At 40.3% G+C, this 12,868-nt stretch carries 14 protein-coding genes; 8 read left to right on the top strand and 6 right to left on the bottom strand.

The window, feature by feature from the left end; all coding sequences use genetic code 11:
• Positions 1 to 98: 98 nt before the first annotated feature.
• Positions 99 to 884, bottom strand: coding sequence for an ABC transporter permease (locus ACIQXQ_RS05735; RefSeq protein ID WP_402956104.1), 786 nt, complete (start codon positions 882 to 884; stop codon positions 99 to 101).
• On the bottom strand, positions 884 to 1,513 hold the full coding sequence (locus tag ACIQXQ_RS05730; RefSeq protein WP_402956101.1) for an ABC transporter ATP-binding protein: 630 nt from the start codon (positions 1,511 to 1,513) through the stop codon (positions 884 to 886). The genes ACIQXQ_RS05735 and ACIQXQ_RS05730 overlap by 1 nt, the downstream gene beginning before the upstream one ends.
• A 183-nt stretch (positions 1,514 to 1,696) precedes the next feature.
• Here ACIQXQ_RS05730 and ACIQXQ_RS05725 point away from each other — a divergent pair, with 183 nt between their 5' ends.
• The 3 genes from ACIQXQ_RS05725 (at position 1,697) to ACIQXQ_RS05715 (ending at position 3,694) form a co-directional block, all read left to right on the top strand.
• Positions 1,697 to 2,527 (top strand): thermonuclease family protein, encoded by an 831-nt coding sequence (locus ACIQXQ_RS05725; protein ID WP_402956099.1) that lies wholly within the window; start codon positions 1,697 to 1,699, stop codon positions 2,525 to 2,527.
• A gap of 85 nt (positions 2,528 to 2,612) precedes the next feature.
• Positions 2,613 to 2,972, top strand: a complete 360-nt coding sequence (locus ACIQXQ_RS05720; protein ID WP_402956096.1) for a PilZ domain-containing protein — start codon at positions 2,613 to 2,615, stop codon at positions 2,970 to 2,972.
• A gap of 233 nt (positions 2,973 to 3,205) precedes the next feature.
• The gene (locus tag ACIQXQ_RS05715) at positions 3,206 to 3,694 is read left to right on the top strand and encodes a sigma-70 family RNA polymerase sigma factor (RefSeq protein ID WP_402867981.1); all 489 of its coding nucleotides are present in this window, start codon (positions 3,206 to 3,208) and stop codon (positions 3,692 to 3,694) included.
• Between the two features lie 49 nt (positions 3,695 to 3,743).
• Here the strand turns inward: ACIQXQ_RS05715 and ACIQXQ_RS05710 are convergent, their stop codons facing one another.
• A complete protein-coding gene (locus tag ACIQXQ_RS05710; protein WP_402867979.1) occupies positions 3,744 to 3,938 on the bottom strand; it encodes an abortive phage infection protein in 195 nt (64 codons plus the stop codon).
• 425 nt (positions 3,939 to 4,363) lie between these two features.
• On the opposite strand from ACIQXQ_RS05710, the gene ACIQXQ_RS05705 reads away from it, so the two are divergent.
• Both ACIQXQ_RS05705 and ACIQXQ_RS05700 read left to right on the top strand, forming a co-directional pair.
• Entirely contained in the window at positions 4,364 to 4,540 is a 177-nt protein-coding gene (locus tag ACIQXQ_RS05705; RefSeq protein WP_402867977.1) for a YkvS family protein, read from the top strand.
• A gap of 202 nt (positions 4,541 to 4,742) precedes the next feature.
• Positions 4,743 to 5,372, top strand: a complete 630-nt coding sequence (locus ACIQXQ_RS05700; protein WP_402867975.1) for a hypothetical protein — start codon at positions 4,743 to 4,745, stop codon at positions 5,370 to 5,372.
• A 42-nt stretch (positions 5,373 to 5,414) separates the two neighbouring features.
• Here ACIQXQ_RS05700 and ACIQXQ_RS05695 read toward each other — a convergent pair whose 3' ends face one another.
• The 3 genes from ACIQXQ_RS05695 to ACIQXQ_RS05685 all read right to left on the bottom strand — a co-directional run bounded on the left by ACIQXQ_RS05695 (position 5,415) and on the right by ACIQXQ_RS05685 (position 9,001).
• Positions 5,415 to 6,458, bottom strand: coding sequence for a YkvI family membrane protein (locus ACIQXQ_RS05695; RefSeq protein WP_402956094.1), 1,044 nt, complete (start codon positions 6,456 to 6,458; stop codon positions 5,415 to 5,417).
• A 171-nt stretch (positions 6,459 to 6,629) separates the two neighbouring features.
• Positions 6,630 to 8,324, bottom strand: a complete 1,695-nt coding sequence (locus ACIQXQ_RS05690; RefSeq protein ID WP_402867971.1) for a M3 family oligoendopeptidase — start codon at positions 8,322 to 8,324, stop codon at positions 6,630 to 6,632.
• Between the two features lie 239 nt (positions 8,325 to 8,563).
• Positions 8,564 to 9,001: a MarR family winged helix-turn-helix transcriptional regulator gene (locus ACIQXQ_RS05685; protein WP_402867969.1), complete on the bottom strand. Its 438-nt coding sequence runs from the start codon at positions 8,999 to 9,001 to the stop codon at positions 8,564 to 8,566.
• Between the two features lie 159 nt (positions 9,002 to 9,160).
• Here ACIQXQ_RS05685 and ACIQXQ_RS05680 point away from each other — a divergent pair, with 159 nt between their 5' ends.
• The 3 genes from ACIQXQ_RS05680 (at position 9,161) to ACIQXQ_RS05670 (ending at position 12,856) form a co-directional block, all read left to right on the top strand.
• Positions 9,161 to 10,663 (top strand): ATP-binding protein, encoded by a 1,503-nt coding sequence (locus ACIQXQ_RS05680; RefSeq protein WP_402956092.1) that lies wholly within the window; start codon positions 9,161 to 9,163, stop codon positions 10,661 to 10,663.
• A 118-nt stretch (positions 10,664 to 10,781) separates the two neighbouring features.
• Positions 10,782 to 12,011: an MFS transporter gene (locus ACIQXQ_RS05675; protein WP_402956491.1), complete on the top strand. Its 1,230-nt coding sequence runs from the start codon at positions 10,782 to 10,784 to the stop codon at positions 12,009 to 12,011.
• Positions 12,012 to 12,124: 113 nt separating this feature from the next.
• Complete coding sequence (locus tag ACIQXQ_RS05670) at positions 12,125 to 12,856, top strand: ZIP family metal transporter (RefSeq protein WP_402867963.1); 732 nt, start codon at positions 12,125 to 12,127, stop codon at positions 12,854 to 12,856.
• Positions 12,857 to 12,868 lie beyond the last annotated feature (12 nt).

Below are 12,868 nucleotides of genomic sequence, written 5' to 3'. Positions count from 1 at the left end.
TCATTCTCAACAAACAAACCATAACTATCCTGTTTCTAAAGAATCGTACAAAAATTAGGATAAAACTGCAACAATTAATTTATTTCCTTTAAAAAGTTTTAGATGGACAGTTGTGCAGACTTTGTGAAAAACGCCTTAAAACTCAGTAAGATAAAGAGGATGACCGTTATGGAGACACTACCAAGAATCCCAATAAGTATGGCAATTTGATATTCTATGGCGATGAGCGGACTGATTCCCGATAGAATTTGCCCAGTCATCATTCCCGGAAGGAAAATGATCCCCATACCCAACATATTATTCAAAGTCGGCAGCACTGCCGAATCGAAAGCGGCATCCACATATTTTTTGACGGCTTTCTGCGGCGTGGCGCCAAGCATCAACATCGCCTCCACCTTATCGCGGTTACTTGTGATGCCGTCGTGCAGGTTCTTTAAAGCTAACGTAACGCCGGTCATCGCATTCCCCACAATCATACCAGCAATCGGGATAAAGTAACGTGGTTCATACCATGGCGTGAAATGGATGACGACCAAGTTAAAATAAAGCAAAGCGGCTATCGGACCTGTGAGCATACTCAAAATGACCATTCGTTTGATTTTCTTGCTGAGCGTAAAGGATATTTGTTTAAAAATATTTCGGATAGAGAACCAGGCTATCAAACATAAAAATCCTATTGAAAGCAAGGGATGGGGATTCTCGAATATATACGTCAATACATACCCTGCAAGAATAAGTTGGACCGTCATGCGTACTGTAGCGAGCAAAATTTGTTTTTCCCTCGATATCCCTCGCCATTTTACAATGATAAGCAGGAGAACCACGAATACATAGGCCGCACATAAACGCCAAAGCTCAATATTTATTATCCCACTACTCTCCATTAATAGTCCCCCTCCTTTGACTTTTTAAGAACGATCCTTTCCTCAGCATATTCATCCACAAGTTGCCTGGAATGAGTAATCATGACCACGGTTCCCATTTCCTGTTTCACTTTAGTTAAAAACCGGTTCATGACATCCAACTCTGACTCTTCATCAAGAGCGGATGTTGGCTCATCCAATAAATATACGTCAGGCTTTAATAGAAGCAATCTTGCCAATGCCAACCTTTGCTTCTCCCCACCCGACAATTTCTCTACATCAGCTGATAATGGCTTCTTTAACAATACCGTTTCAAGTACGTTTAGTAGCTCGTCCTTTGATTCCTTTTCTCTTTCGGTCAACTCTAATCCAAATTGGAGGTTTTCTTCAATGGTTCCAGGTAAGGTGAGTGCTGTTTGAGATAGCATCGTAACTTGGCGACGGAGCTCTATCGGGTTAAATGTTCCAAGGAGTTGCTCTTGATAAAAAATCGACCCGGTGTCCGGCTCATTCATTCTATTTAATAGTCTAAGCAGTGACGTTTTCCCAGCTCCGCTCTCCCCAGTCAAACAAGTTATTTTCCTTGCCGGGATTTCAAGATGGTCAATATTTAGAATCCCTTTAAACGTTATGTTTTCTAACCTGAACATATTTCCGGTTCCTACCTTTCTTGCTTCACGATTTCTTAATAAGAATAAACCATCAGAGAGGACAGTGGATATGGTGAAAATAGAATATTTTTCATTTTCTTTCATCATTTTATAAGGTAGTATTATTTGCGACCCTTACTTATCCATGACACCATGGAAAACAACTTGAATGGAGGATTTATGGTGACTACACCGACATATAGTACTTTTTTTAAATATGTATTTTTACTGATTTCGTTATGTGCGTTTACATTAACAGGTTGCCAGGAAATAACCGACGATTTGTCAGAAGAAAAGTCCACAGAAGAAACGAATACTTCCACCAAGGAAAACTCCCTTTCTACAGACCAAGTCTCCAATGAATCAAAAGGAAAAACCTTCACAGCTCAAATAGTTCGCGTGGTCGATGGCGACACGGTGAAAATTAAGACGTCTAATGGAAAGGAAGAAACGGTCAGGCTTCTTTTAATCGATACCCCTGAAACCGTCCATCCTTCCAAGCCCGTACAACCCTTTGGTCCTGAAGCTAGCAAGTTTTCAAAAGAGCTAATGCCTGCCGGTTCGGAGGTGGAAGTGGAGACAGGAATCGGTGAACGAGACAAATATGGGCGTCTGCTGGCCTATTTTTATGTAGATGGAAAAATGGTAAATAAACTTCTGCTAGAAAAAGGGCTCGCACGGGTCGCATACGTATATGCACCCAATACAAAATATCTTGACGAACTGGAAGCCATCCAGAAACAAGCTCAAAAAGAGGAAATCGGCATTTGGTCGATTGAAAACTATGCCACTTCGAAAGGATTCGATGATTCGAAAACGGATAAAGGAACAACAGAAAAAACCACCGAAAAATCATCGTGCTCCAATCCGAACATTAAAGGAAATATCAATTCAAAAGGTGATAAGATCTACCACATACCAAGTGGACAATACTATGATATAACAAAAGAAGAAGAAATGTTTTGTACAGAACAGGATGCAGTGAAGGCCGGCTTCCGGAAATCACAGAGTTAAGGTCATACACGTATCCATCCGTTCATTCTTGTAAATGGATAAAATAGAAAACGGAAAAGATACTGAATTTCCAGGGGGACATATTGTGAAATATAACAGGGATGAAGCATTTCGTTTTATTTTCGATCGTCCGCTTTCTGGTTTTTTTAGCATCATTAGAGTAAACAACTTGGAAAATAAAAGCCGAAATGGGGCCATGTCCGTTCTGGACATCAGTGCCGGAGGGCTCAAGTTCCAGTCCAATCTTGACCTTCCGGAGCAAGCGGACCTCGAGCTTTTGCTAACTTTCATCATAAATGCAGACGAGATTGATTTACGTGGACGAATTCTCTGGAAAAAGAAAAGTGGATCCGCTTATATGTACGGTTTCATTATGAATGAAAATGAAAGTTTGAAAGAAACGATAATCAAGGAACTGAAAATCTATCGGAAAAATAATCAATAGTTTCATTAGGCGCACCCGGCAAGCCGGGTGTGCCTTTATTTATTTTGTCTAACCCAATCAAAACTTCGAAATATCGATAATGGATGGTGCTTTTTTACGTTTTTCCGTCGCAAAATTCAATTTTCTCCCCTTTATTTTATGCATTTTTCCATTTCGATATATTCCATGAAATTATTTAAGGTGAAAGCACCCGGGAATATACGAAAAGTGCACTTTTTAAAAAGGCGTAGAAAATGGACGGTTTTACAAGTTTATCAGAACAATTCACTCCGATGATTCATCATGTTATCCGCTCACTATCCATTTATAAAAACAAAGAGGATTTCTTTCAAATTGGATTAATTGCATTATGGGAAGCTCAAGGCAAGTACAAGGAAGCAAACGGACAATTCTCCAACTTCGCATATACAGTCATAAAAGGGAGAATCATCAATGAATTAAAACGCCTCCATAAATACGACACGCATATCCAGCCAGTTGACGCAGCGGTTCTTGAAATAGAAGATCCCTTTTCTATGCACACAGAGGCCCTCGTGACAGAGAACCTCTTAGCCTACACAGAAAACTTGACATTGAACCAGCAACGCTGGCTCATCTTTACTTTCATCGGAAATAAAAATCAAAATGAAATCGCCAATACATTCAATGTCTCGATTGCAGCCGTGAAATCATGGCGAAAAACCACCCTTCTTAAATTGAGGAAGGAGATGGATATTCCATAAAAAAATAGGAAAAGGACGGTTCATCGATTCGAACCGTCCTTTTCCTATTTTAACTTCTTGCTTCCTCTAAATACGTATAAATGACTTCCCCATTATGTTGGGCATTTCCTCGGAAATGTTTGAAATCCGCTCTTTGAACAAGCACTTCACGAAAACTCAAAAATTCTTCCTTATTGATCCTGAACTCTTCCATTTCCCGATTAGCCAGTTTATTCAGGACTAGTTTTGCTTCTTCGGAATCCATTCTATTTCCTCCTTATTAGTTGTTTCTGTTCCTTACCTGTATAGGAGAAATTCCGTTTCTATTTTAACATAACCTTAACGCTTATTATCAATCAGAACTTTTTGTGGTCTCTTGACTATATTATTCTTTACGAATACATAAAAATAGTGCAAACTGTAAAGTAAAATATCACATTGTAAATTGATTGGTATTTTTCGTACATAAGTATCATCCAGACTCATACAAGTAAGAGTAAGTGTGCTTATATTGATTTCCATAATATGTAAAAAACACATACCTGTACTTTCTAACCAGTCATTATAACTACTCTATATCTTTTTACTTGCACTTCCCAGGTCAAAATCTAAACAGCAAGGTGTTCGAATAATCCATTTATTCATAGTTACTGATTATCATTGAAAACGAGATGGGAAAGGATGATTACCATGAAGAAAGCGGAAGTTGGAAATATCATTGAATTTAGAGAAGGCTTACAAGGAATCGTCGAGAAAGTGAATGAGAACTCTGTAATCGTGGACGTCACGTATATGGAAAATTACCTTGACTTGGAGCTTGAACAGAAGACAGTTGTCAATCATAAAAATTATAAGATCATCGGATGAAGGTACTGAACGACGGAATGGTTTTTGACCATTCCGTTTTCCTATGCAGGAACTTTATGGTTCATTTGGTTACCATGATATTATTTGTAACTTTTTTCTTTTTCATTCGTCTATATATAAAAGGGATGATTCTCTCCAGAGCGTCGATAGGTCATGCCTTTCTACACATATGAGAAATTCAACAGAAAGTTGAGGGAAAACGATGAAAAAATGGACGCAATATTTAGGCGGAGCGACAATGGCGGCCCTATTGCTGAGCGGATGTGGGACAACCACGGACGACAAGACGGCTGAACCACAAGAAGATACGGTAAAAGAAGAGAATACAGCAGGCTCAACAAATGGAGCTACTGATAGTTCTGAAGGGACAAAAAAGGTTAGGCTTATGGAACAGAATTTGCAATATACAAGTAATGGTGAAGCAAAAGAAGAAACAGCCTTCCTGAAAAATAGTGATAATCAACCATTCAGCCTATACGTCTTACAACAGTTCGAGTTGACTGCCGAGGAGCCTGGAAAGGATGTCCTTTTCCTGACCGATGACGACTCTGTATCCATGAGGATTGAATTATTAACGGGCGATGTCAAATGGGACGAAGTAGAGGAAAATGTCCAAACCCAACTGAAAAGCATTTCAGAGAAGATAGAGGACCCGGCACTTAACATAGATAATGGTTCCGGCTATGAAGTCGTGAACGGCGATGATGTGGTTACTTCTGTCTTACTCAAAGATGAGAAGTCCCCTGTCCGCTTAACCATGTTTACAAAGAAGGACAAAGATTACCGGGATGCCTTTCTAGAGATGGCTAAAACAATCCTGAAAGAATCCTGATATCAAAACGAGGGAAAGGGCACGTAAGCCCTTTCCCTCGTTTTAAATTTTTTTGCCTGCATCACTTTTCCAGACGAGGATTAAAAACAGTAAACTTATGTATCCAAATACCGGATAGAGATAACCCAGGAGTCTTCCATATCCGTACGTGCCGATAATCAACGCCACAATAAAGCTGAAGGCGATGATGAATATGCCAGGCACTTTAATATAGTTGCTGATTTGCCTCTGCAATCCGTAAATATTTCCGATGACTGAAGTGAAGATTTCGCCGTATATCACCAAGATGAACATCCAATGTAAATGACCGCCCACCATTTTCATAAGGACCGCCGATGGAATTTCATAGCTCATCACATCCGGAAGGGTCATAAGTGATAAATGCCCAGTGAGTAGAATAATCGTAAGGAATACCCCACCCAAAATAGCACCTTGCTTTATAATCCTTTCATCCTTAACCTCAAACGCCACCGGAACAAGCACCGCCTGCGCTAAAGCCAGGTTAAAAGCGGTATAGGCAAACGGGGAGAATATCATCTTCAAGCTGATCCGTTCTTCTGGGAATTGCGTTAGAGAAGATAAAAATTCACCCGTGCCTAAAGTCGAGAAGAACAGAATCAAGCTAAATAGAATCATGATGGGAACAACAAAAGAATTCACTGTAAAAAGCCCACGCATTCCTAGCATCAAAACCAATGAAGCCAGAAGGGCCGTTGTCCAGCTCCCAACGTTTTTCGAGATGCCAAGCTGTTCCTCGAAAACGGCACCTGATCCCGAAATCATGACCGCTGTAACACCTAGCAGCATGATAAGGAAAAAAACATTGATGACGCCCGCTAATTTCTTCCCAAATAAAAATTGATTGAATTCTTCATAGGAAGCTGCCTTGATCCTTGAGGAAATCAACATGATCTTCGTACCACTGAAAATGAAAATATAGCCTGCTATTAAAATCCCGATAAAGCCATAAAAGCCATAACGGGTAAAGAACTCAACAACCTCCTTTCCAGTTGCAAAACCCGCTCCGACAACTGTACCTACATAAACGGCTGCAACCTGAAAGATTCCTGACCACCTAGAAAGCATGTACACCCCTCCTCCCTACATCTATATGTAAGAGGGAGAATTTTAAGACAGTCCAAGTCAGTTTAACCTAAATTAATGGGAAAGCTTCGGTCCTCCCATTTTAAAAACGCTCCCTCTAAAGGGAGCGCCTTTCTATAGAAGACCCGCTAACGATTCACGAGATTTCACAACTTATAAAGCTTGGTCATCGACCGAACTCAGCCATTCATCGATAACCCTTACGACAGACTGCACAGTACCTTCTGCAAATGGGGAATCAAGGTTGGCCGATTCCACGAGCCCAAGGAATGATTTACTTCCTCCAAGTTGACAAAGGTTTAAATAGTCCTTCCACGCACTTTCATCTTTTTCCACAGACTTTTTCCAAAATTGGAAAGCACATATTTGAGCCAAAGCATAGTCAATGTAATAAAATGGAGACTGATAGATATGACTTTGACGTTGCCAATAGCCTCCGCCCTCTAAAAATCCGTTCTCTTCATAATCACGATGAGGTAAGTATTCCTTCTCGATTTTGCGCCATGCCTGTCTTCTCTCAAGTGGCGATGCGTTTGGATTTTCGTAGACAAAATGTTGGAATTCATCCACAGCCACCCCATATGGCAGGAACACGAGCGAGCTACTTAAATGGGAGAACTTATACTTTTCTGTATCTTCTTTGAAGAACAGATCCATCCAAGGCCATGTAAGGAACTCCATGCTCATCGAATGGATTTCGCAAGCCTCATAGGTTGGCCAATTATATTCCGGAATATCCAGGTCACGGCTTCGATACACCTGGAAAGCGTGTCCTGCCTCATGTGTAAGAACATCGATATCACCAGATGTCCCATTGAAGTTGGAAAAAATGTAGGGAGCTTTATAATCTTCAATGAATGTACAATATCCACCACTTGCTTTTCCTTTTTTAGCAACCAGGTCCATTAAATCATTTTCAATCATAAAATTGAAAAACTCATCCGTTTCGGCAGAAAGTTCATGGTACATTTTTTGACCATTTTCCACGATCCACTCCGCTTCGCCTTTAGGAACGGCATTCCCCGTACTGAATTGGAAATTCTCATCGTAATAATAGAGTTTCTCCAGACCTAGGCGTTTCTGCTGACGTTCCTTCAAGCGGGTAACGAGCGGGACCACTTCCTCTTTCACCTGTTTACGGAAAGCTGCCACCATCTCTGCATTATAATCGGTCCGTGTCATGCGATAATAACCTAGCTCGACGAAGTTATCATACCCTAATGTCGTTGCTATGCCATGTCGCACCTTTACCAGCTCATCAAAAATCCGATCCAGTTCGTCCTGCTTCTCTGCAAAGAAACCATAGTAAGCATCACTTGCCATTTTTCTGATGGAACGGCTCTCAGACTCCATGAAGGGCTGAAGCTGTGCCAATGTCCGCTCTTCTCCCTCAAATTCAATTTTCGCGGAAGCTATTAACTGTGAGTACTCACTTGCCAGCTTATTTTCTTTTTGCAGTTGCGGGATGATTTCCGGCGAGAACGTTTTGAGCTGTGCCTCAGCCAAATCAAATAGTTGCCTTCCCCACTTGGACTCAAGTTCCCGACGGAATTTCGATTGAACGAGTTCTGTATAAAACGCGGAAGTCATTTCCTCCATTTCAGGTGAGAATTCGTCCAAATAATCATTTTCATTTTTATAAAACTCATCAGTCGTATCAATGGTATGCCGAATATAGACCAGATTGCTCATCGTACCAACATAGTTTCGAATGGCATTTATTTCACTTATGGCCTCTACTTGTTCTTCAACCTCAGTCGCATCCACAAACTGCTTAAGAGCTTTCGTGAACTTCCCTTTAATGTCATCCAATTCAGGCCGTTCATATTTATACTCATTAAATTTCATACTTACACCCCAATTTCATCATTTGTATCCCTTTTTCCCCAAAAAACACCTATCGTGTTCATTGGTTGCCAGTTAAAATAGGACATAATTACATTCGCCATATTCTTATGTAAAGCCTTCCTATTTACGAAAAAAGTAATAGGGTTCTCCGCCTTTAGTGGGCATGACCGTCAGTTTCGGACGAATCATAATAAAACTACAAAAACACCTCAATTAAATTAAGGTGCTGGTTTACTGGATTATTTTTTTGCGGAGTAACCAATCTTTTTCAGTAATTCTATTGCCGTTTCTTTTTCCTCTTTCGTAAGGACGCTCATCACATCATCGATTCTTTTTTCATGATCAGGAAAGACATCCTCAATAAAGGCTTTACCTTTATCCGTAATTTTGGCAAACGTTACACGTCGGTCATCTTTACAAGCTATCCGCTGTAAAAACTCCTTCTGTTCAAGCTTGTCCACTACATAAGTAATGCTACCGCTTGCAAGCAGGATCTTGCCACCGATTTGTTGAAGAGGTTGATCACCTTTATGATATAACAGTTCAAGTACGGCAAATTCAGTAGGATTCAAGCCCGCTTCAGCTATATGTTTATTCACTATATCATTAATCGAACGGTGAGCTCTTGACATCACGATAAACAGCTTTAATGACTGTTGGATGCTATCATTCCCCATAACTTCACAACCTTAAAATTTTTAATTAAAATATCTTGAATTGAAGGTTATTATATTCTATTGCGCCTTTTTTGTCAATTTGCCTATAGGGCATGGCTATTGCTATTGTTTAATTCTCCAGTTTGATATACTAAAAGAAAAAATAAAAGTAGTGACCACATGAATTCAAGGCAGAGATTTTCGAAATACATACTTATTGTCATTTTACCATTAATCATTTTAACTATCACTTATTGGTTATATTTTGATTATTCCATCCAAGAAGAACGGAAAGCAAAGGCTGAATGGATTGGATCCGTTTATCAAAAATCGATAGACCAAGTAATCAGGGAAACCAAGGGAAATGTGGAATGGTTGAGTCGTAACCGTTCTATTCCATATATGGACGAAAAATCAAAGAATCAATTGTTAGACTCCATCAAAGATACAGACCCCAGATACGCTGACATTTATCTACTGGATCGAGAAGGAATGACCATACATAGTACAAGCAAGCAGCCCCCCCAATCCAAATTAATTAATCATGAAGATATGGACTTAGCTATAAATACTCAAAAAGCGGTGATGGCCCACAAAACAGGAATTGATGATTTGAATTGTACATGCTTCACCATCTTCGCCCCAATATTGGAAAAGGATAAGGAAGTACGGGGATTTTTATTGGTTCAGATCAAATTCGATTATTTAAAGAATATCTTGAATACACTTTCACCTGAACAAACAGTAAAACTTCAAACGAATGAGAGAGAAAAGGTCGTTGATATAAATATCGGGAATGTAAACCCAAGTTCAAGATGGATGACCCTCCCCTTGACAGAAGCCGAATGGTCCATATCAGTTAAAATGCTTGAAAAAAAGGATACCCAAAACATCCATATATTCTATTCTTTTATATTTTTCACCTTCATCATCACCCATGTGATTTATATTATTGTATATGAGTTCCTCTATCGTAGGAATTCAAAAAAACAAAAACAACTCATTGATGACCAAAAGTTGAATTTCGTAGGTACACTTGCAGCAAGTACTGCACATGAAATCAAAAATCCACTCACGGGCATAAAAGGACTTGTCCAATTGCTAAATGAGAAGCATCCAGATGAACAAGACCAGTTTTATTATTCCATCATCATGAAAGAGATAGAAAGGATAAACAGTATCGTCAGTGAGTTCTTGATTCTAGGTAAGCCGATGGTGCAAAACTTATCCTCATATGATGTACGCGGTATCGTTGCTGAATTAAGACCGATAATAGAATCTGAAGCTCGTTTTTACTGTATCGAAGTCGAATGGGATATAGTTAGGTCACCACTTCCTGTATACTGTACGAAGGACCAACTCAAGCAGGTCATACTTAATATAGCAAAAAATGGCTTTGAGGCCATGGAACAAGGCAAAAACCTGACCATACATATTTATCAAAAAAAACAAGAAGCTATTATAGAAATCATTGACACTGGACACGGGTTGGAATCGAACGACATCCAGAAAGTATTTGAGCCATTCTATACTTCCAAAAAGGAAGGGACCGGTTTAGGACTTTTCGTCTGCAAGAGAATCATCGAACTCTTCAATGGAACAATCGAGATTACAAGCAAGCTTTCGGAGGGTACGACGGTCATGATTCGCTTACCAATCCTAAAAGAGAACGTGAGTAAGTAATCTATATGGAAAGAATCACGTTTCAGTAAAGTAAACCCTTCTATACCTAAGATAATCATCTTGACGGACCTTAAATAAAAGGTCACTAGAATAAGATTCTAATTTAGAAAGAAGGCAAATACATATGGCAAGTACCACAGCAACTAAACCTATACCAAAAAATCAAGAGATGACCCTCAAAATAATGATTATTATTGGCATATGCCACTTAATGAATGATTCTCTTCAGGCCGTGGTACCGGCCATGTTTCCCATCCTAGAAAAATCCATGTCTTTAACTTATACACAGTTGGGCATGATTGCCTTCTGCCTGAACATCATCTCATCACTTCTACAGCCAGCTGTCGGATTTTATACCGATAAAAAGCCACTGCCTTATGCTTTGCCAGTTGGATTAACCAGCACATTAATCGGAGTCATCATCCTGGCTCTTGCACCAAACTATATAACTATACTCGGTGCTGTCGTTTTAATGGGCTTTGGATCAGCCATTTTCCACCCAGAAGGATCCAGAGTCGCCTATATGGCTGGAGGTCCCAAGCGTGGATTGGCCCAGTCAATTTATCAAGTGGGTGGAAACAGTGGGCAGGCACTAGCTCCGCTCATCACGGCCATCATTCTTGTCCCGTTCGGGCAGAAGGGCGCTCTCTGGTTTGCTTTCGTTGCCTTTGCCGCGGTCATGCTATTACTGTACATAGCCAAGTGGTATTCCCAAAGGCTCGTGCATTTTCAGCCAAAAACTCTGGCGGCTAAAGTCGTTAATAAAGAGCGTTCCAATAAAGTGGCCAAAGCCTTGGTCTTAATATTATTCATTATCTTCGCCCGCTCCTGGTATGTATCCTGCATGACAAATTTTTATAGTTTTTATTTAATCGAACAGCACTCATTCACAATAAAAGCGGCACAGATCTTCCTTTTTGCCTTTTTAGCCGCTGGGGCAGTCGGGACATTTTTCGGTGGCCCGCTCGCCGACCGCTTTGGGCGGAAAAACGTGATACTTTTTTCCTTTGCTGCAAGTACGCCGATAACCGGTCTTCTGCCATTCGTACCACCGATTGCAGCTTTCATTCTATTACTGATTGCCGGATTCATCATCATGAGCAGTTTTTCCGTTACCGTCATATATGCACAGGAATTAGTTCCCGGTAAAGTGGGGACAATGGCTGGTCTAACTGTAGGACTCGCTTTTGGCATGGGGGCGATTGGATCCGTTTCATTGGGGGCGATTGCAGATATTATCGGGATTGCAGCCATGATTAAAATCGTAGGATTTTTGCCCTTGCTAGGGATCCTCAGTGTCTTCCTACCAAGTGATTTCATGTTAAAACAATGGTATCCCGAAAAATAGGTTTCACACTGTAACCAATTTGGATAATCAAAAATACAATACATTATTGTTTTACCCAGAGAAGAAGAAAAAAGAAAGAATGAAAAAAGAACAACCATGCAAAGGAGAAATTTATGAGTGGAGTTTTATTAGGCAGTATCCTCTCTGCTATGTCTACAGGGGCCGGTGCGCTACCGATTCTTTTCATTAAAGGGTCCATGACCCATCGATTCAGGGATACACTTTTAGCATTTACAGCTGGAATCATGATGGCTGCTTCCTTGCTAAGCCTCATTCCAGAATCATTGGCAACCGGGGGGTATATCCAACTTATCATCGGGGTTTTCCTCGGAGTCTTAACTTTAACGATGATGGAAAAAAATATTCCACACATTGATCTCGGCCATACGAAAAGTGGTATTCAATTTGATGAGAAAGCTTTGCTCATCATCACGGCCATCACATTGCACAATATTCCTGAAGGTCTCTCCGTTGGGGTCAGTTATGCCTCAAATGCGCCTGATACAGGGAATTTGATAGCTTTTGCAATAGGTCTCCAAAATGCTCCCGAAGGCTTGCTCGTCGCATTGTTTCTAATCAATCAAAAAATTGGGAGATTCACGGCTTTCATAATTGCCACCTTAACTGGCGCCATAGAAATCGTCACGGGTCTATTAGGATATTACTTAACCTCTTATATTGAATTCTTGGTCCCTTATGGTCTTGCATTTGCCGCTGGTGCTATGCTATTCATCGTCTACAAAGAATTGATTCCCGAAAGTCACGGGGATGGGAATGAGCGCACCTCCACCTATTCCTTCATAGTCGGACTCTTATTTATGGTCATCTTATTGGAAATTCTATGATAATTGAACATG

It is taken from the genome of Peribacillus sp. NPDC097198 (genome assembly GCF_044762055.1).
In the GTDB taxonomy this organism is placed as follows: domain Bacteria; phylum Bacillota; class Bacilli; order Bacillales; family DSM-1321; genus Peribacillus.
This window is presented reverse-complemented; position numbering and strand designations above follow the sequence as displayed.